The organism is Collinsella aerofaciens, assembly GCF_032584215.1.
In the GTDB taxonomy this organism is placed as follows: Bacteria; Actinomycetota; Coriobacteriia; order Coriobacteriales; family Coriobacteriaceae; genus Collinsella.
Window position 1 is genome coordinate 15931 of sequence record NZ_JAWHPN010000025.1, and the last position, 20776, is coordinate 36706.

Genomic DNA, 20776 nt, shown 5'->3' on the forward strand with positions numbered 1-20776 from the left:
ACATGACATGCAAAAAGACCCTGCAGCGCGTGCGAGCTGCAGGGTCTTTTGTCAAGTGACGGATCGCTTGTGGAGCCGCGCTCCATTTTGCTCGTTAGCCCTCCTTACGAACTTTTTGCAGGTAGCGGTAGACGCTGGGCTCTGAGATGCCCAGCGCGGTGGCGGCGCAGGCCACGGCGCCTTTGAGCATGAACACCCCGTTGCCGTTGAGGTGGCGAATGACGTCCACGCGGTCGCTCTGACCAAGCGACGCCACATCCAGCCCGCGCGCGCTCAGCAACTCGGCAATGCTGCGGTCGATGAGCTCCTGTGTAGACTCCGAAAGGCTTTCGACCTCGATAGGGGCGGGCTCCGTGCGCGTCGGCGCCGCGTCGAAGCACGCCATGAGCTGCTGCGCCATGGCGTTGATGGAGCGCACGGTCGAGAGGTCGGTGTTGACGCAGAGCATGCCGACGATCTCGTCATTCTCGCGGATAAAGTATGTCGCTGACTCCAACGTCTTGCCGCCGGCACCGCGCCCCTCGTAGCCCGTAATAAACGGCAGGTCGCGATACTTGGGGTCGTGCATGATCTTGAGTGCCAGATCGGTGGCGGGGCCGCCGACCTCGCGGCCGCTCACGATTCCGTTGCGAATATCGACGATGGCGTGGTCGGGATCCGAGAAATCGTGCAGCACGATCTCGCTGTTTTTGCCGAGTATCTGCTCCAGAAAATCGACCATCGGCAAAAAGCGACGTACGGTCTCGTTCACGGGCAACTCCTTTGGGTGAAATCGGAAATGTTCATAACAATTTTTTCTCATGGTAACACGCTGCCCATCATCTCGTATATCCGCAGGTACATTGCGTAATGCAGACGAACGGTAGGAATTTAGCGGTAAACGGTTGACCAAAAGAAAAGTTAGATGTTATTTTGACCAGACACTTTCCTGACCTGCGGAAATGCGTTATTTCAGCTGAAGAATAGTCTGATAACAAAAAATTATTATTGAGAATGAGAATCATCTTTAATACGATATGCAATGAAGGCACAACCTCAACCCCGCACTGCGTCACAATAGAGCGTTAGATGCGAAAACAACTACTTCGAGGATTGGTGGTCAAATGACCCAGGAGACGGTTACGAACGGCACTGAAGCCCTGTTCACTCGCGAAGGCATGCCTCCCGTTAAGGAAATGATCCCGTGTGCCCTTCAGCACGTACTGGCATCGTTTGCCGGCATCATTACCCCGGCGGTCATCATGGCCGGCGTCTACGGCTTTAATAGCCAGCAGAGCACCGACATCATTCAGGTCGCGCTTATTCTTTCGGCAATCGACACGGCCCTTCAGGCCTTCGCTCCCTTCCGTCGCATCGGCGGCGGCCTGCCCATCGTCATGGGCGTTTCGTTCGCGTTCCTGCCGGCCCTGCAGGCCATGGGTGCCTCGGGCTTTAGCTTTGGTGCGCTGCTGGGCGGCGAAATCGTCGGCGGCGCCGTCGCGGTCCTCTTTGGTCTGGCCTACAGCAAGATCAAGTGGCTGTTCCCGCCCGTCGTGACCGGTACGGTCATCTTCTCCATCGGCGTTTCGCTGTATCCCACGGCCGTCAAGTATATGGCCGGCGGTATGGGTACGCCGTTGTGGGGCACCCCGCAGGCATGGTGCGTCGCTCTCATCACCTTCGCCGTGGTCTTTGCGCTCGCCAACTTTGGCAAGGGCACGCTCAAGCTGGGATCCGTGTTCTTTGGCATGATCGTTGGCATGATCGTTTCCATCCCCTTTGGCATGATCGACTTCTCCAGCGTCGCCACCGCTCAGGTCTTCGCCCTTCCCAAGCTCATGCCCTACGCGCTCGAGTTTGATCCCGAGGTCTGCATTACCCTCGCCGTCGTGTTCCCCATGGTTGCCATCCAGGTTATTGGCGACGTCTCCGCCGCCTGCCTGGGCTCCATCGACCGTATGCCCACCGAGCGCGAGCTCTCCGGCGCTATCGTGTCACAGGGCCTCACCTCTATGGTCGGCGGCCTGCTGGGCGGTCTTCCCACCAGCGCCCTTGGCCAGAACGTGGGCATCATCTGCTCCAACAAAGTCGTCAACAAGTGGGTCTTTGTGATCATCGCGGCCGTCTTTGCCATCGCCGGTCTGTTCCCGCAGCTCTCTGCCGTTCTTTCCGCTATCCCGCAGCCCGTCATCGGCGGCGCGACCGTCGGCGTCTTTGGCACCATCACCATGAACGGCGTGCGCATGTTCACCCGCGAGGGCCTCACGCAGCGCACTACCACCATCGTCGGCACCTCCGTCGTCTTTGGCCTGGGTATCTGGATGGCCAGCGGTTGCCTTGCCGGCGAGGGTATGCCCGCCTGGGTGTCCACCGTCATCGGCTCCAATGCCGTAACCCCCACCGCCATCATGGCCATTGTCCTTAACCTGATCCTTCCGCAGACGCCGGTCGTGGCTCAGCACATCGATGCTGCCAAGGACGCTGCCGTGGATCTGGTCTTGCCCGAGAGCAAGAAGTAACCAATTCGGTGCTATTCGTCGGCGGACGTATCGCCTCGTCCGCCGACGCCATGCGGCGCCAAGCCGCACTTCAAAGGGTTTGTCCCTTTGGTGAAGCGTTGACGGGAGAGGGCCCGTTTCCGGTGTAGGCCGGCGCTTCGCACTCCGCCATGTCAGAGGTGTCAAACCCCGCCTCTGATGTTGAAGGGAGCATCCATGCTTCTGGTCGCTAACGGTTCCGTCTTTACCCGCAACGCTCAGACCCCGTTCATTCCAAACGGTGCGGTCGCCATTGACGGAGATACGATCGTCGAAGTGGGCCCCGAGCGCGAGCTCAAGGCCAAGTACCCGGATGCCGAGTACGTCGATGCCCGGGGCAACCTCATCATGCCCGGACTCATCAACTGCCACACCCACATCTACTCGGGTCTGGCCCGCGGCCTCGCCATTAAGGGCTGCAACCCCACCAACTTCCTGGAGAATCTTGAGCAGCAGTGGTGGAAGATCGACGACAACCTGACGCTCGACGGCACCAAGGCCAGCGCCTATGCCACGATTTTGGACTCCATCCGTGACGGCGTCACCACGATCTTCGATCACCATGCGAGCTTCTGCGAAATCCCGGGAAGCCTCTTTACCATTAAGGACGCAGCTCAGGAGCTGGGCATGCGTTCGTGCCTGTGCTACGAGGTCTCTGATCGCCGCGGCCAGGAAAAATGCGACCAGGCCATTGCCGAGAACGCCGAGTTTGCCCAGTGGGCCGCCAAGGAGCGTCGCGATAACGATAACCACATGATCGCCGCCATGTTTGGCGGTCACGCCACCTTTACGCTGTCGGACGAGACCATGGACAAGATGGCCGAGGCCAACAACGGCCTGACCGGCTTCCACATCCATGTGTGCGAGGGCATGAACGACGTGTGGGATTCCCGCCTCAACCGCGGTGGCATCAGCCCGGTCGAGCGCCTGCTGCAGCACAACCTGCTGGGTCCCGACACCATGCTGGGCCACTGCATCCACGTGACGCCTGCCGAGATGGATATCGTCAAGGAGTCCGGCACCTGGCTCGTCAACAACCCCGAATCCAATATGGGCAACGCTGTGGGCTGCGCCCCCGTGCTCGAATTCTTCCGCCGCGGCATCCCTGTGTGCATGGGTACCGACGCTTACACCCACGATATGCTCGAGAGCCTTAAGGTCTTCCTGATCATTCAGCGCCACAACGCCGCCATGCCCAACGTGGGCTGGTGTGAGGCCATGACCATGCTGTTCGAGAACAACGCCAAGATGGCGAGCAAGTACTTCGATCGCAAGCTCGGTGTGCTCGAGGCCGGCGCTGCCGCCGACGTTATCGTTATGGACTACAAGCCCTTTACGCCGCTGAGCGAGGAGAATATCGACGGCCACATGCTCTTTGGCATGATGGGCAAAAACTGCCGCACCACCATCATCAACGGCCGCGTCCTGTACAAGGATCGCGAGTTCGTTGGCATTGATGAGGACAAGATCAACGCGTGGACCATGGCCGAGTCCAAGAAGCTCTGGAGCACGCTCAACGATCGCACCTACTAATTCACAAGTAGATTCGCGCGCGTCGGATGTTTCGCCGCATCCGACGCGCGCATAGGCGGCCTCCGCGGGGTCGCCGGCGCTGTGCTAGCGCTACACCGTATTTGCGCCCGCCGCGCGGTCTCGCCGGGCGTTACAGAGAGGAACTCATTATGAGCGACATCATGAGGCCGATCCCGTTTTCGCAGCTGATGAACTGGATCATCGAGGAGCACAAGACTCAGGGCGCCGTCTTTGGCGTGCGCAAGATGGTTACGACCAACCAGGAGGGCGCGCTTCCCATTTTTGACGAGCGCATCGAGACTCCGTTTGGCCCGGCCGCCGGCCCCAATACGCAGCTTGCCCAAAACATCGTGGCATCCTACGTGGCCGGTTCCCGCTTCTTTGAGCTCAAGACTGTTCAGGTTATGGACGGCGAGGAGCTCTCCAAGTGTGTGAACAAGCCCTGCATCGTGGCGCAGGACGAGTGCTACAACTGCGAGTGGTCGACCGAGCTCGAGGTTCCGCAGGCCTTTGCCGAGTACGTGAAGGCATGGTTTGCCTGCCACCTGATCGCTCGCGAGTACGGCCTGGGCAGCCCGGACGGCTTTGTCTTCAACATGTCCGTGGGCTATGACCTGGAGGGCATCAAGAGCCCCAAGGTCGATGCGTACATTGAGGGCATGAAGGACGCCAGCGGCTCCGAGGTTTGGAACGAGTGCCGCACGTGGGCGCTCGCCAACCTGGACAAGTTTGAGCATGTCGACGCCGCGTTTGTCGAGTCCATCCCGGCGCGCGTCTCCAACTCCATTACCGAGTCCACGCTGCATGGCTGCCCGCCGGCGGAGATCGAGCGCATCGCGACCTATCTGATCACCGAGAAGGGCCTCAACACCTACATCAAGTGCAACCCCACGCTGTTGGGCTATGAGTTTGCACGTCAGCGCCTCGACGAGCTGGGCTTTGACTACATCGTCTTCGACGATACGCACTTCCGCGAGGACCTGCAGTGGGCCGATGCCGTGCCCATGTTCGAGCGCCTGATTGCCCTGTGCGCCGAGCGTGGCCTGGAGTTTGGCGTCAAGCTGACCAACACGTTCCCCGTCGACGTGACGAGAAACGAGCTGCCCTCCACCGAGATGTACATGTCCGGCCGTTCGCTGTTCTCGCTGACTATCGAGGCTGCCCGCCGCATTACCGAGCAGTTCGATGGCAAACTGCGCATCAGCTACTCCGGCGGTGCCACGGTCTACAACATCCGTGCCCTGTACGATGCCGGCATTTGGCCCGTCACCCTGGCGACCGACGTGCTCAAGCCCGGTGGCTACGAGCGCTTTAGCCAGATGGCTGGCGAGTTCACCGATCTGGACGGCAAGCCGTTCGCGGGCGTCTCGCTCGAGGCCGTGACCGCGATTCAGACCGACTCGCTCACCAACCCGCTCTACAAGAAGCCGTTGCGCCCGCTGCCCGACCGCAAGGTCGCCGGCAAGAGCCCGCTTTCCGACTGTTTTACCACGCCGTGCCGCACGAGCTGCCCCATCCAGCAGGATATTCCCGCCTATCTGGCGGCTGTTGACGAGGGCCGCTACGAGGACGCGCTCAACATCATCATCGAGCGCAACGCTCTGCCGTTCATTACCGGCACCATCTGCCCGCATCCCTGCGGCCGTGCCTGCGAGCGTGCGTTCTACGAGCCCGAGGGCGCCCAGATTCGCGCCAGTAAGCTCAAGGCCGCCCGCGAGGCCATGACCGCCGTGCTGCCCAAGCTGCGTGCCCAGGCCATCGCAAACGACGGCGAGCGCAACGTTGCCGTTATCGGCGGCGGCCCGGCCGGCCTGGCGACGGCGTTCTTCCTGACGCGTGCCGGCGTGCCCGTCACCATCTTTGAGGCCCGCGATTCGCTCGGTGGCGTGGTCCGTCACGTGATTCCCGAGTTCCGCATCGCGAGCGACGATATCTCCCACGATGCCGAGCTCTGCCTAGCCTTTGGCGCCAAGGTGCAGCTCAACGCCCGCGTGGATTCCATCGACGAACTCAAGGCCCAGGGCTTTACCGACGTGGTCGTGGCCACCGGTGCCTGGATGCCCGGCTCTGCGGGCTTGGGCGAGGGTGCCGAGCTCGACGTGCTGGAGTTCCTCGAGGCCGCCAAGAAGGGCGAGAAGCTCGAGCTGGGCGAGGACGTCGTGGTCATTGGCGCCGGCAACACCGCCATGGACGCGGCCCGCGTGGCCAAGCGCCTGGCCGGCGTGAAGAACGTGCGTCTGGTCTACCGCCGCACCAAGAAGCAGATGCCCGCTGACGAGGAAGAGCTTGATCTTGCTCTTGCCGACGGCGTTGAGTTCTGCGAGCTGCTGGCGCCCAAGGCGCTCAACGGTGCCGTGCTGACCTGCGACGTTATGGAGCTTGGCGAGCCGGATGCAAGCGGCCGTCGCAGCCCCGTCGCCACGGGCGAGACCGTCGAGCTTTCCGCCACCACGGTGATCTGCGCCGTGGGCGAGGGCATCGATGCCGGCCTGTACGATGCCGCGGGCGTCGAGCACGACCGTCGCGGCCGCCTTGCCGCCACCTCCACCGGCGTCGAGGGCGTCTGGGCTGCGGGCGACTGCCGCCGCGGTCCTGCCACCGTGGTCGAGGCTATTGCCGATGCCGCCGAAGTCGCCCGTGCCATTGCCGGCGTGGACTTTAACAAGTACGCCGACCAGAATGCTCAGGCCGATCGCGAGGACGCCTGCTACGAGCGCAAGGGGTCGCTGTGCCGCGACAAGCGCAACTGCACCAAGACCCGCTGCCTGGGCTGCGGCTCGGTGTGCGAGGTCTGCTGCGATGTGTGCCCCAACCGCGCCAACGTTGCCATTAAGGTGCCGGGTCTCGCCAAGCATCAGGTCGTCCACGTCGACGGCATGTGCAACGAGTGCGGCAACTGCGCTGTGTTCTGCCCCTACCAGGAGGGCCGTCCCTACAAGGACAAGCTCACCCTGTTCTGGAGCGAGCAGGACATGGAGAACTCCGAGAACGAGGGCTTCCTGGCTGTGGACGAGGACCACTTTAAGGTCCGCGTCGCCGGCACGGTCCGCACCGTCTCGGTCGATGCCGTCAACACCGGCCTTCCCGAGGCCGTCCGCCTGACCATCAGGGCTGTGCGCGACAACTATTCGTACCTTCTTAAGAAATAGGCGAGTCTCTTATGGCCAAATCCATTCAACATAACGTGGCCTACGTTGCCTGCGGAAGTGGTTGCGCCTCCGCAGGCGGCGACGCCCGCTGCAGCGAAGGCTGCATTGGCTGTGGCGCCTGCGTCGCGGCCTGCCCCCACGGCGCCATTGCGCTGGTCGATGGCATCGCCCGCGTGGACCGCTCCAAGTGCACGGGCTGTGGCCTGTGCGGCATGGCGTGCCCGCAGCGCGTGATTGCCTTCGTCCCCGGCTACCAGAACATTCTGGTGCGCTGCAACAACACCGATAAGGGTGCCATTGCGCGCAAGGTCTGCGACACGAGCTGCATCGGTTGCGGCATGTGCGCCAAAAAGTGCCCTGCCGGCGCTATCCGCATCGAGGACAACTGCGCCCATATCGACGGCGTGGACTGCCTGTCGTGCGGCATGTGCGCCGTCGTCTGCCCGCATGGCGCCATCCACGACCGCACCGGCATCGCCGCCGGCGTGTAGAAGGGAATCACCATGGCACAGGAATTCACTTTTACCGTTAACGGTGTCGAGCACACGACGACGGAGAATAAACCACTGCTGCGCTATCTGCGCGACGACCTGCACATTCACTCCGCCAAGGACGGCTGCTCCGAGGGCGCCTGCGGCACCTGCACCATCCATGTGGACGGTGCGGCCGTCAAGGCGTGCGTGCTGACCACCGCTCTTGCCGCCGGCCGCAACATCGTGACCGTCGAGGGCCTGCCCGAGGACGTGCGCGAGGCCTTTGTGTACGCCTTTGGCGCCGTGGGCGCCGTGCAGTGCGGTTTTTGCATTCCCGGCATGGTCATGGCGGGTGCGGCGCTCATCGCCGAGGACCCCGAGCCCACTGAGGAGCAGATCAAGTACGCCATTCGCGGTAACGTCTGTCGCTGCACCGGCTACAAAAAGATTATCGAGGGCATCTCGCTGGCCGCTGCGGTGCTCCGCGGCGAAAAGCAGATCGACGAGGACCTGGAGCGCGGCGATGACTACGGCGTGGGCAAGCGCGCCTTCCGTATTGACGTGCGCAAGAAGGTGCTCGGCGAGGGCAAGTATCCCGACGACATCGACGAGCTCGATCAGCCGGGCCTGACCTATGCCAGCGCCGTGCGCTCCAAGTATCCGCGCGCCCGTGTGCTCTCCATCGATACCTCCAAGGCCGAGGCCCTGCCCGGCGTGGTGGGTATTCTGCGCGCCGAGGACGTGCCGGTCAACCAAGTCGGCCACCTTATCCAGGACTGGGACGTCATGATCGCCCAGGGCGATATCACCCGCTGCGTGGGTGACGCCATCGTGCTGGTGGTTGCCGAGGACGAGGCGACGCTCGAGAAGGCCAAGAAGCTCGTCAAGATCGATTACGAGCCTCTGGAGCCCGTGCGCAACATCGCCGAGGCCAGGGCCGCCGATGCCCCGCGCCTGCACGACAGCTTCTTTGCCTTTGGCAACACGGTGGAGCTCAAGGACAACGTGTGTCAGAGCCGTCACGTGATGCGCGGCGACGCCGCCAAGGCGCTGGCCGAAAGCGCGTTCACCGTGACGCAGCGCTTTACCACGCCCTTTACCGAGCATGCCTTCTTGGAGCCCGAGTGCGCCGTTGCCTTCCCGTATAAGAACGGCGTCAAGGTGCAGTCGACTGACCAGGGCGCCTACGATACGCGCAAAGAGTGTGCCCATATGTTTGGCTGGGATAGCGAACCCGAGCGCGTGGTCGTCGAGACCATGCTCGTGGGCGGCGGCTTTGGCGGCAAGGAGGACGTTTCGGTCCAGCACCTGGCTGCGCTTGCAGCCTATAAGCTCCAGCGTCCTGTGAAGTGCAAGCTCACACGCGCCGAGTCACTTGCGTTCCATCCCAAGCGCCACGCCATGGATGGTACCTTTACGCTGGGCTGCGACGCCGAGGGCAACTTTACCGGTTTGGACTGCGAGATCAACTTTGACACCGGCGCCTATGCGTCGCTGTGCGGCCCGGTGCTCGAGCGCGCCTGCACGCATGCTGTTGGCCCTTACAAGTACCAGAACACCGACATTCGCGGCTTTGGTTACTACACCAACAACCCGCCCGCCGGTGCGTACCGAGGCTTTGGCGTTTGCCAGTCCGAGTTTGCACTCGAGAGCCTGATCGACCTGCTGGCCGAGAAGGTCGGCCTAGATCCGTGGGAGATTCGCTACCGTAATGCCATCGAGCCGGGCGAGGTTTTGCCCAACGGCCAGATTGCCGACTGCTCCACGGCGCTTAAGGAGACGCTGCTCGAGGTCAAGGATGCCTACTACGCGCATCCCGGACACGCCGGTATCGCTTGCGCCATGAAGAACGCTGGTGTGGGCGTGGGCCTGCCCGATGCCGGTCGCTGCAAGATTCGCGTCGAGGATGGCCGCGCCGTGGTCTATGCCGCTACGTCCGACATCGGCCAGGGCTGCAACACGGTCTTTTTGCAGGACGTTGCCGAGGCCTGCGGTCTGCCGCTTCGCTGCATCGCCAACGGCGAGTGCTCCACCGAGAACGCTCCCGACTCCGGCACCACGTCTGGTTCGCGTCAGACGGTCGTGACCGGCGAGGCCGTACGCGGTGCCGCCTTCCTGCTGCGCGATGCCATGCTTGATATCGAGGCCGGCAAGTCTGCGCCCGCCGCTCCCGTGAATGCGCATGGCGACGGCGTCAAGATCGAGTACGACGACGGTCGCGCCTATCAGCTGCACACGCAGGAGCTCGTCGCCGGCCAGGGTATGCATCCTCAGGATCCCGCGGCCGCCATCAAGGCGCTCGAGGGATGCGAGTTTGGCTACGTGTACCTAGAGCCGACCGACAAGCTGGGTGCGGATGTTCCCAACCCCAAGAGCCACATCTGCTACGGCTTTGCCACACATGTGGTCATTTTGGATGATGACGGCCGCGTGAGCGAGATCTATGCCGCGCACGATTCCGGCAAGGTGGTCAACCCCATCTCCATCCAGGGTCAGATCGAAGGCGGCGTGCTCATGGGTATGGGTTACGCACTTACCGAGGACTGGCCGCTCAAGGACTGCGTACCTCAGGCAAGGTACGGTACGCTCGGGCTGTTCCGCGCGCCCGAGATTCCGGATATCCACGCCATCTACGTGGAGAAGGACGAGCTGCTGCCCGTGGCATACGGCGGCAAGGGCATCGGCGAGATCGCAACGATCCCCACGGCGCCCGCCGTACAGAACGCCTATCGCGCATTTGACGGCAAGCTGCGTCCCGATCTGCCCATGGTGGATACGCCCTACAGCCGCGTTCGCAACCGCGGGTAGGGTAGGGCGCGGACAGCCATTGCTGATGGGCTGTTCGCGCTCAATATCAACTGCATATGCTGCGCCTTTGGCCCCGGCTCCATCGCGAGCCGAGGCCTTTTGTTTGGAGCGCCTCCGCATGCGGAAACTGTGTCCCGGAATCCAGCTTCGGAACGGGATGAACTTTCCCAACGGGGCCGCATGCGGAAACTGCGTCCCGGAATCGTGCCTCAGAATGGGATGTGTTTTCCGCTGGCCGGCCGTTTGGAAAGTGCATCCCAGTTTGAGCGTTTATTCCGGGATGCGGTTTCCGCTGAAGGACTCAACCGGAAAGCACGACCCGTTCCGAGACCTGATTCCGGGACACAGTTTCCGCTAGCCCCGCCATCCGGAAAGTGCGTCCCGTTTTGAGCGTCCAGGCTAGGACGCGCTTTCCGCTGGCGTGGTCGTTGGGAAAACGCGGCCCAAATAGGGGGGGTGCGATTCGGCGATGCTTGGCCTAACAGCTCCTACAGGTCCACCTCGTTGAGCCATGTCGGTAGAGCGGTTTGCCGGATGCCTGCCGTCTGCAGCTTTTTGGCGAGCATTCCTGCCGAGCGGACCTCGTTCATGGTAAAGCGCAGCAGGGGGTGACCGTAGAGCGATAGGTGCGCCTCGCGCTGTCGTTCGGCAACGAGCGCCTCGGCGGTGGTGCGTCCGGCCAGCATGGTCTGGTCGGTATATTTGATGAGCCCGTCGAGCTCGCCCAGCGTGAGTTCCCGCGCCTGGCGCTCCCAGGCAAAGTCCGTTCGTATGGGCTTGGCCGAATCGAAGGGGTCCGTCAGCTCGTATTGAAGCCAGTCGGGCGCAAAGCCCGTCTCGATCATGACGGCTCGGGCGACCGATTCCCCGCCGCTCTCGGCGCGGGCGTCGGCATATCGAAGCGTTGTGAGGGCGGTGCGAATCGCGCGACCATTGCGGGCAGTCGCTCGTTGCTCAACGGCCTCCATCAGCTGTTCCGGCGCAAGGCCGAGCTTTGAGATCGCCGAATCGGCAATGGGCATGCCGTCGGCAAAACCAGTTTGCAGCAGGCAATCTGTGGCCGTTTTGATGGGCGGCGTTACCGATATGCCGGCTCTGCGCATTGCTCCGGCCGGCTCAATCTGGTGTCGCTGAATATGTGCGCCCGGACGAGCCGACGGCTTTGTCGAGCTGCAGACATGCACGACGTTCAGGTGTCGCCACGAGACCTCGAGCCCCAGCAGGCAAGCTGCCGAAAACGAGCAGAACGTCCAATCGGGGTGGATGATCGCAAGGGCGCGGATAATCTCGCAATGGCGTTGCGCTCGGTTGAGTTCATCCCAGCGCGTTTTTCGCGCAAACAACCCCGGCATGGGCGAGACAACCGTGCCGCCGGTGCGCCGAAGGAGCGCTTTTCGGATCGCCGTGCTCGGGGGAATCAGACAGCGCCCCTTTTGTTCGGCTTGAGTGAGCAGTTGGTCGATGAGCTGGTCATTGCAATGGGTCATGAGCTACCGCCTCCTTTTGGGTGGCAAAAACGTATCAGCTGGAACTTGCCGCTCAGCTGACCAAAAGCTGACCAAAATCTAACCATGCAGGTAGATGACCTGCTTTTGGCGACATATTTCTTGTTTGAATCGGTGGGCGGTAATCGGCGACCGTGAACGGTAGCTGGATATGAAGTCTTGGTAAGTTTCGGGACGTGTACTTTTCCGAAAAAGAGCAATCTATCTGCTGTTTTGTGTTTCTGGACCGCATATTTGAAGGCATGTGATAAGGGCTGCAGGTCGTCGTCTGTGTCGGCGGAAACTGTGTCCCGGAATTGACGTTCGGAATGGGACGCGCTTTCCGGAACGCCCCTCAACCGGAAACTGCGTCCCAGATTTCGGCCCCAGAGTGGGACGCGCTTTCCCGATGGGCCTCAAATGGAAACTGCATCCCAGAATGAGCGCTCAGAGCGGGACGCACTTTCCGGATGACATGCTTGGCGGAAACTACGGCCCAGTTTTTGGCTCCAGAACGGGATTCATTTTCCAGAACGGTCCATGAGCGGTGGTGTACCGCCCCTTCTGCGTGCGCTGTTTTTCGAATTACGTTATAGCTAGCTATATTATAGAAAGGTATAATATAGCTAGCTATAACGTAAAGGAAGGATGGCCCTATGTTTATCGGAAGAACAGCGGAAATGTCCGAGCTCAATCGACTGTATGGCACGGGCTCCTTTGAAATGCCTGTGATTTACGGCCGCCGTCGCGTAGGTAAAACGCGCCTTATCACAGAGTTCATTCAAGGCAAGAATGCTATTTACTTTCAAGCACGTCGTACCAATGCGGAGGCAAACCTGCACGGCTTTAGCCAGGCGATACTTGCGGGTTCGGTTGGTGCTGCAGGCGTGTCGTTTCGTAGCTTTGACGAAGCGTTCGATGCATTGGCCACCATGGCTCGCACGGAACGTTTGGTTGTCGTGATTGACGAGTATCCCTATCTCGCCCAATCGAATCCCGAAATCAGCTCGTTGCTGCAAGACAAGATCGACCACTTATACAAAGAGACCAGACTCATGCTGATCCTATGCGGCTCGTCTCTTTCGTTTATGGAAGAACAGGTGTTGGGCTACGAGAGTCCACTATACGGTAGGCGTACGGCCCAGTTTAAGATCATGCCGCTCGATTTTATGACGACCCTCGGCCTGTGGCAGAGCATGAGTCGCGAAGACGCTGCAGTTTGCTATGGCATGACGGGCGGCATTCCTGCATATATCGAGAAAGTCGATCCTGCCGCGCCGCTCAAGGACAACATCAAACGTCTTTTTCTTACTCCTACGGGCTATCTCTTTGAGGAGCCGAGTAACCTGCTATTGCAAGAGTGCCGCAATCCCGAGCAATATGATGCGATCGTGCAGGCAATTGCCCAGGGACGCTCGAAGATCTCAGAGATTGCGAGCTCTACGGGAATCCCTGCGAGCAACGTAAAGAGCTATGTGGATAAGCTGGCGTCGCTTGGGATTGTCGAGCGCGAGCTGCCTCTAAACGAGACGAGCAATAAGCGAGCCGTGTATCTGCTGAGCGACCAGATGTTTAGGTTCTGGTACAAGTTTGTTCCGCAGAACATCGGGCTGATTCAAAACGATATGGCCGAGATGGCGTATAAGCGCATTGAGCCGCACGTATCGGATTACATGGGTACGGTCTTTGAGCTTATATGCAGACAATACGTGTACGAACTCGCGCGCGCGGGCCAGCTCGATGTGGTTCCGGCGAGCGTCGGGCGCTGGTGGGGGACCGATAATCGCACGCATACGCAGGAAGAAATCGACTTGATTGTTGACGATGGCGAGGGCGCTGCGCTGTTTGCGGAGTGCAAATGGCGCAATGAACCGGTTGGCGAGGATGTGCTGCAAAAGCTCGTGCACCGAAGCGAGCTCTTTAGACGGCAGCAAAAAAGCTATGCGCTTTTCTCAAAAAGCGGCTTTACGCAGGGATGTCGGGATGCCGCGGAGAGTAGGGGAGACGTCAAGCTGATCTCGTTTGCCGAGATGTGTGAGCGGGGATAATGAAGCGCGTCCTGATTTGATGCTGGGAATGGGATGTGCTTTCCTTTTGCGACCTTTGGCGGAAAGTGCGTTCCAGATTTCGGCTTCAGAATGGGATGCCGTTTCCGGATCGGCCCTCAGGCGGAAACTACGACCCGGAATTTGGCTCCAAAACGGGATACGCTTTCCCGGTGGCATCTCTAGCGGAAACTGCATCCCGGAATGAGCTCTCGGAACGGGACACGCTTTCCCATCGGGGCTTCAAACGGAAACCGTGTCCCGGAATCGAGCCTCAGGGTGGGACGCATTTTCCGGTAGAGGCCTGGGACGGAAGGCGTGTCCCAGAATCCGGCTAATCCGATGGCCAGGTGGTTGAGCGAGCGGGCTCCGAGGCTCCATTACTGAAAATTCATTTGTTAAACCTGGCAACCGTGGGTAGAATAAAGTCGACGGCAGCCCAAGGGTGATAGCTGGGCAGCGCCGTTACTTAGTTCAAGGGGTCAATGCCTTAACGGCGTCGACCCCTCTTCTTTTGCTTCGTACGCTGCTTAAGTGCCTCGGGAAGTCCGATAAGCGCCGTGAGGAGCGAGACCAAAGCGGTCAGGAGCTTCACGAAATCAATCAGATCGGTCATGGGCATCACCTCCCGTCGCATGGAGGGCGCTGCCCGGCACATGGAACTGCCGTCAACAACTGCCATTCTATCAAAGCGCGGTCATAAATACGAATATATGTTCGATAATAACAGCAACGTGATTCCCTCGAATAGCAGCCTTTCGTAAGGGCGGCAGAAGACGACGCTGGGCGATTGGGGATAGACGCGCAGGTCTTCGTCACCGAAAGCCCGTTTGATTAACCAGCCCTCTGTAGGTACACTGCATATTGATCGGCTCGGGATGACCGCTGATTCAAGTCACCGGGCCTAAATCTTTTTCATGCATTTGAATAGAGCGGGCGACTCTCTTGGGGCAGTCTGCATGGCGTGCGACCGGCGCATGGCGTTGCACCCCGCTTTTGTGTCCGCACGGGCGCCTATCCTTACGGCAATGTAGCCGCTTGTGTAACAAGCAGCAGTTGACGGAGAAAGGCCCTAACCGTGTCAGCTGAAAAGATGCCGGGTATCTCGGCTATCGATACGACAAACTTTGCGCGCCAGATCGTGCTGGACTTTGAGTTTGCGCCGGTGCCAAAGCAGCGCCAGCGTCGTGGACTGCGCAATGAGATTATCGAGGTCGGCGCCGTTAAGCTCGATTACCACGGCAACGTTATGGGCGAGTTCTCGCAGTTTGTGCAGACAGAATTTACCGAAGGCGTTGCGTTCCCCGTCCGCGAGCTCACAGGGATATCGGCCGTGGACACCGCGACGGCCGATCCGCTCTATGTGGTGATCAAAAGGCTCAGCGATTGGATCGGCCGCTACTCCGCCCAGGTGGTCTGTTGGAGCGGGGCGGACCGGCGACAGCTTTTGACCGAGTGTCAGGCAAAGCACATCGACCTTTCCGCATTTCCTACGGACTGGGCCGACCTGCAGGCGTTTTACACCTCAATCATGGACGTGGGCAGCCACGGGTGCGTCTCTTTGAGTGACGCGGCGACGTGGTTTGGCATCGAGTTCGACGAGTCGACGGGGCACGCCCACAGCGCCCTGGCCGATGCGCGCGTAACCGCCAAGCTGCTCAAGCAGGTGATGGACGGGAGCTACCGCGTGAGCCCGCGCGCCCAGGAAGTCCGCCAGCGTTGGGGGATGGGCGAGCGAGCCCAGACGCGTCTCTCCAACAAGTGCCCCGAGCTGAGCGACCTGCTGCTGAAGCTGAAGGCGGAGGGGAGGTAGGGGGGGGACTCCGGGAATGACCTCTGACTCAAGTCAACGGGGCTCATTTTGCTTTCTTTGGAGCTTTCTCACGGAGCTGACTTTACTTCGTCTCATTTCGTATAAAGCAGCTGCTAGATTGCATGGTGATGATAAAATTAATCAATTCAACATCAGCAGCTGTCGCTTTGCGCGATGAGGGGTTCCGAGACGTATGAACGAGTCTGATACACGGCTTAAGCTCATCGATCCTGCGATTGTGAAGTCGTGGGATCGTAATACCCAAGTCTTCACTGAGTATTTCTTTACCAGTGGCGAGATCGTCGTGCGCGGAAGCATGGTCATCCGTAAAGACAAGAAGAAGGCGGACTACCTTCTTATGTACGCTCCCGGTATCCCTATCGCAATTGTCGAAGCCAAGGATACGGGGCACACCGTTGACGCCGGTCTCCAACAGGGGATGGGATATGCTCAACTGCTCGATATTCCGTTTGCGTACAGTTCAAACGGAAAGGGTTTTGTCGAGCACGATTTTCTTACCGGGAAAGAGCGCGCTCTCGCCATGGACGAGTTCCCCACTCCGGTGGAACTCTGGACACGATACTCAAAAGCTAAGGGGCTTGAGCATCCGTATAGCCAGGAGATTGTAACCGCTCCGTATTACCAGGAGCACGGCGGCAATCATCCTCGCTACTATCAGTGCATCGCCATCAATCGTACGCTTGAAGCTATTGCGCGAGGTAAGAATCGCATCTTGCTCGTTATGGCAACGGGAACGGGAAAGACTTTTACGGCTTTTCAAATCGTTCATCGCTTGCGACAGACTACCGAGGTTCGTAAGGTTCTCTATCTGGCGGACCGCAATATTCTCGTCGATCAGACCATAGACGGCGATTTCAAGCCTCTCAAGAGGGTTACAACCAAGGTCGTAGGTCGAAAGCTCGATTCTGCTTACGAGGTCTATTTCTCGCTCTACCAACAGCTTGTTGGAGAAAACGGTGAAGAAATATTCCGCGAGTTCGACTCGGAATTCTTCGATTTGATTATCGTCGACGAGTGCCATCGCGGAAGCGCCGCGGCGGACTCCGCATGGCGTAAGGTACTTGAGTATTTCAATTGTGCAATTCAAATCGGTATGACGGCTACGCCAAAGGAGACTGAAGAGGTTTCAAACATTACCTACTTCGGCGAACCTGTCTACACCTACTCCCTTAAACAGGGAATCGAGGATGGCTTTCTTGCCCCGTATAAAGTTATTCGTCCTAAGCTGAACGTCGACATTTACGGATACCGTACTGAGGAAGGCACCGTAGATGATCGCGGCGAAGCTCTGCCCAAACGTGTTTTCGAGAAGCAAGACTTCGACAGCGAGATTGTCATCAAAGAGCGCTACGAGGAAGTTGCCAAGCGGATAACTCAATTTCTAAAGGAGACGGATCGTTACTCCAAGACCATAGTCTTTTGCGTTGACATCGAGCATGCCGAAAATATGCGACGTGCCCTTGTAAACGAGAACGCCGATATCGTAAGAGATCACCCCACCTACATCATGAAGATTACGGGTGACGACAGGGAAGGTAAGGCTCAGTTAGATAACTTCATCGATCCCGACGAGAAATACCCGACCATCGTTACGACTTCGAAGCTTCTCACCACTGGCGTTAATTGCAAGACGTGTAAGGTAGTCGTGCTCGACAACAAGTTCGGTGAGCACGGAATGACGGAGTTCAAGCAGATTATCGGCCGCGGAACCCGTATCTGTGAGGACTACGACAAACTCTATTTCACCATCCTCGATTTTCGTGACGCATCGCGTTTGTTTGCAGATCCCGAGTTTGATGGCGAACCTGTTGTTGTGTTTGAGCCTAATCCGGGTGACCCCATTGCGGATCCGGGTCCCGGCGGCAATGGCGGCAGTCCCGTTCCGCCTCCGTCTCCGATCGTAGACCCACCCGTATTGCCGCCGGACGATCCGTCCTCCCATGTGAAATATCATGTTCATGGGGCCGACGTCTACGTAGTGTCGGAGATGGTGCAGTATTACTCCTCCGATGGCCTTCTTGTAACTGAGAGCCTTAAGGACTATACGCGAAAAAACATTCTCGGCGAATACGACACTCTTGACCACTTCCTAGCGGCGTGGAACTCTGAACATAAGAAACAAGCGATTATCGATGAGCTGCGCGCGCGTGGCGTATTCCTGGATGAGCTGCGGCTCGAGACTGGACAGGAGCAAATGAGCGACTTTGACCTCATTTGCCACATTGCTTACGACCAGAGACCTCTTACGCGCAGCGAGAGAGCCAATAGTGTCAAGAAAAAGGGCGTGCTCTATGAGTATGCCGGCGTCGCGCGTGAGGTCCTTGAAGCACTTCTCGACAAATATGCGACGTCGAACCTCGTAGACTTGGACGATACCCATGTCCTCGATCTCGAGGAGTTCCGTCGGTTTGGCAGCCCAATGAAGATCGTTGCCGCATTCGGCGGCAAACAACAGTACATTCAGGCAGCGCAGATGCTCGAGGACGAGCTCTACATCGCATAGAGAAAGGTAACGATAGCAAATGGCACTGGGATCTCTTGTAAAGACCCTGCAGAACATCATGCGCAAAGATGCTGGCATCAATGGCGATGCGCAGCGCATCGAGCAGATGACCTGGCTTTTCTTCCTCAAGATTTACGATGCCAAGGAGCAGGAGTGGGAGTTTCACGATGGCTCCTATCAGTCCATCATCCCCGAGCGCCTGCGCTGGCATAGCTGGGCGCACGATGCGAAGGACGGTAAGGCGCTTACCGGCGATGAGCTCCTCGATTTTGTAAACAACGATCTCTTCAAGACTCTCGAGAGCTTAGAACTTGCACCTGAGGCACCCCTGTGTCACGTTGTCGTTAAGGCAGCCTTTACTGACGCTAACAACTATATGAAAGATGGCATCCTGCTTCGTCAGGTCGTCAATGAGATTGACGAGGCGGTTGACTTTACCGAGTACAAAGAGCGCCACGCTTTCGGCGAAATTTACGAGACCATCCTTAAAGACTTGCAGTCTGCGGGCAATGCCGGCGAGTTTTACACGCCCCGAGCGGTGACCGACTTTATGGCCCGAGCACTTGCGCCCAAGCTCGGTGAGACCGTGGCTGACTTTGCTTGCGGCACAGGCGGCTTTTTGACGAGCGCCCTCAACATCCTCCGCGACCAGATAGAGACTCCGGCTGATCGCGTGGTCTACACGAGCTCGGTTTATGGCATCGAGAAGAAACAGCTGCCCTATCTGTTGTGCATAACCAACATGCTGCTACATGACATCGACAACCCCAAGGTCTTTCACGATAACTCGCTTGAAAAAGATGTTCGCGAATGGAAGCACAAGCCTGATGGCCAGTTTGATGTCGTACTCATGAATCCGCCCTATGGAGGATCTGAAAGCGCGTCAGTGCAAAACAACTTCCCTGTTGCACTCCGTAGCTCCGAAACTGCGGATCTATTCCTTGGACTCATCCTTTATCGTCTTAAGCGAGGCGGCCGCGCTGCTGTCATCATTCCGGATGGTTTTCTCTTTGGCCAGGATAGCGCGAAGACGGAGATCAAGCGTCGCCTGCTTGAGGACATGAACCTGCATACTGTTTTGCGCCTTCCGCAGAGCGTTTTCGCTCCCTACACGAGCATCACTACCAACGTTCTGTTCTTCGATAATTCCGGGGCTTCTGAGGGCGTCTGGTTCTATCGCATGGATATGCCCGAGGGATATAAGCACTTTTCTAAGACTAAGCCCATTAGGCTCGAACATTTTGCACATGTAAAGGAATGGTGGGAGAACCGTCGAGATATCGAGGAAGATGGTAATCCCAAGGCAAAGTTCTATACAGTCGACGAGTTGCGAGACGGCGGCTTCAATCTTGATTTGTGTGGCTATCCACACGAGGAAGAAGAGATTTTGCCGCCCGACGAGCTGATTAGGAGCTACAAAGAAGAGCGCACTAAGCTCGACGCCGAGATTGACCAGAAGTTGGCTCGAATTTGCGAGATTCTTGGGATTGAGGCGTAGATGAAGGCAAAAGACCTGAAGAACTCAATTCTGCAAATGGCGGTCGAGGGCAAGCTTGTGCCGCAGGATCCGAACGACGAGCCTGCCAGCGTCCTTCTCGAACGCATCCGTGAAGAGAAGCATAAGCTTATCGCTGAGGGTAAGGCCAAGTTCTCCAAAGGCGGGGAGAGCATTATCTATATCGGTTCCGATGGCTCCCCCTATGAGAAGAGGGTGGATGCCAAGGGCCGCGTGACTAGCGATAAGTGCATCGCGAACGAAGTGCCGTTTGAGGAGCTGCCCGAGGGGTGGGCTTGGGCAAGGCTGGAAACCGTATATAACTTCATTGATTACAGGGGTAAAACACCTCACAAATCACCTTCAGGTGTTCGGCTAATGACTGCGAGCAACATTCGCCAAGGCTATATTGATTACACGCGCGAGGAGTATATTTCAGAAGACGAATATGCAACACGCTTGTCTCGCGGGGAGACCCACCGTGGCGATTTGCTGTTTACAACCGAAGCCCCGATGGGGTATTGCGCGATATGCGAAATGAAACGTTGCAGCTGTGGACAGCGTGTCATTACCCTTCAGAATTACGGCACAGCTGGTCCAGACAATGCCCTGTTCTGCCAAATAATTCTATCTCCACTGTTCCAAATTCAAGTTAAGGATCATGCCACGGGGACGACCGCAAAAGGAATCAAAGCAGCAGTGCTAAAAGAGCTATTTCTCCCCCTCCCGCCTCTCGCCGAGCAGCGCCGCATCGTCGAGCGGGTGAACGAGCTCATGCCCCTGGTCGAGGAGTACGGCGAGCTCGAGGACGCCCGCGAGGAGCTCGACGCCGCGCTGCCCGGCCGCCTGCGCAAGTCGGTGCTGCAGCTGGCGGTTCAGGGAGGGCTCGTGCCGCAGGACCCCGCAGACGAGCCCGCCGGCGTCCTGCTCGAGCGC

13 protein-coding genes are annotated in these 20776 nt (G+C 58.8%); 10 read left to right on the forward strand and 3 right to left on the reverse strand.

All coding sequences use genetic code 11. The features are described from left to right. Positions 1 to 94: 94 nt before the first annotated feature. Entirely contained in the window at positions 95 to 751 is a 657-nt protein-coding gene (locus tag RX395_RS07825; protein WP_316366697.1) for a helix-turn-helix transcriptional regulator, read from the reverse strand. Positions 752 to 1103: 352 nt separating this feature from the next. Between RX395_RS07825 and RX395_RS07830 the strand changes: the two genes are divergently transcribed. From RX395_RS07830 to xdh, 5 genes are all read left to right on the forward strand, one after another. Continuing rightward, a complete protein-coding gene (locus tag RX395_RS07830; protein WP_055285183.1) occupies positions 1104 to 2498 on the forward strand; it encodes a uracil-xanthine permease family protein in 1395 nt (464 codons plus the stop codon). A 195-nt stretch (positions 2499 to 2693) separates the two neighbouring features. Next, a complete protein-coding gene (gene ssnA, locus RX395_RS07835; RefSeq protein WP_316366700.1) occupies positions 2694 to 4049 on the forward strand; it encodes a putative aminohydrolase SsnA in 1356 nt (451 codons plus the stop codon). Positions 4050 to 4198: 149 nt separating this feature from the next. Further along, positions 4199 to 7198 carry a putative selenate reductase subunit YgfK gene (ygfK, locus tag RX395_RS07840; protein WP_316366701.1) on the forward strand — a complete coding sequence of 1000 codons (3000 nt, stop codon included), beginning with the start codon at positions 4199 to 4201 and terminating at the stop codon, positions 7196 to 7198. A gap of 11 nt (positions 7199 to 7209) precedes the next feature. Continuing rightward, the gene (locus RX395_RS07845; protein ID WP_316366703.1) at positions 7210 to 7689 is read left to right on the forward strand and encodes a 4Fe-4S binding protein; all 480 of its coding nucleotides are present in this window, start codon (positions 7210 to 7212) and stop codon (positions 7687 to 7689) included. A 12-nt stretch (positions 7690 to 7701) separates the two neighbouring features. Beyond that, entirely contained in the window at positions 7702 to 10479 is a 2778-nt protein-coding gene (gene xdh, locus RX395_RS07850) for a selenium-dependent xanthine dehydrogenase (protein WP_316366705.1), read from the forward strand. Between the two features lie 488 nt (positions 10480 to 10967). Here xdh and RX395_RS07855 read toward each other — a convergent pair whose 3' ends face one another. Next, the gene (locus RX395_RS07855) at positions 10968 to 11966 is read right to left on the reverse strand and encodes a hypothetical protein (RefSeq protein WP_316366707.1); all 999 of its coding nucleotides are present in this window, start codon (positions 11964 to 11966) and stop codon (positions 10968 to 10970) included. A gap of 653 nt (positions 11967 to 12619) precedes the next feature. On the opposite strand from RX395_RS07855, the gene RX395_RS07860 reads away from it, so the two are divergent. Then, positions 12620 to 14011, forward strand: coding sequence for an ATP-binding protein (locus RX395_RS07860; protein WP_316366708.1), 1392 nt, complete (start codon positions 12620 to 12622; stop codon positions 14009 to 14011). 487 nt (positions 14012 to 14498) lie between these two features. Here RX395_RS07860 and RX395_RS07865 read toward each other — a convergent pair whose 3' ends face one another. Beyond that, the gene (locus RX395_RS07865) at positions 14499 to 14624 is read right to left on the reverse strand and encodes a hypothetical protein (protein WP_316366710.1); all 126 of its coding nucleotides are present in this window, start codon (positions 14622 to 14624) and stop codon (positions 14499 to 14501) included. 462 nt (positions 14625 to 15086) lie between these two features. On the opposite strand from RX395_RS07865, the gene RX395_RS07870 reads away from it, so the two are divergent. The 4 genes from RX395_RS07870 to RX395_RS07885 form a co-directional block, all read left to right on the forward strand. Continuing rightward, the gene (locus RX395_RS07870) at positions 15087 to 15821 is read left to right on the forward strand and encodes a 3'-5' exonuclease (protein ID WP_316366712.1); all 735 of its coding nucleotides are present in this window, start codon (positions 15087 to 15089) and stop codon (positions 15819 to 15821) included. Between the two features lie 193 nt (positions 15822 to 16014). Then, complete coding sequence (gene hsdR / locus RX395_RS07875) at positions 16015 to 18345, forward strand: EcoAI/FtnUII family type I restriction enzme subunit R (RefSeq protein ID WP_316366714.1); 2331 nt, start codon at positions 16015 to 16017, stop codon at positions 18343 to 18345. Positions 18346 to 18364: 19 nt separating this feature from the next. Beyond that, positions 18365 to 19843 (forward strand): class I SAM-dependent DNA methyltransferase, encoded by a 1479-nt coding sequence (locus tag RX395_RS07880; RefSeq protein WP_316366716.1) that lies wholly within the window; start codon positions 18365 to 18367, stop codon positions 19841 to 19843. Then, positions 19844 to 20776 (forward strand): restriction endonuclease subunit S (locus tag RX395_RS07885; protein ID WP_316366718.1); only part of this gene is annotated, 933 nt, incomplete at its 3' end.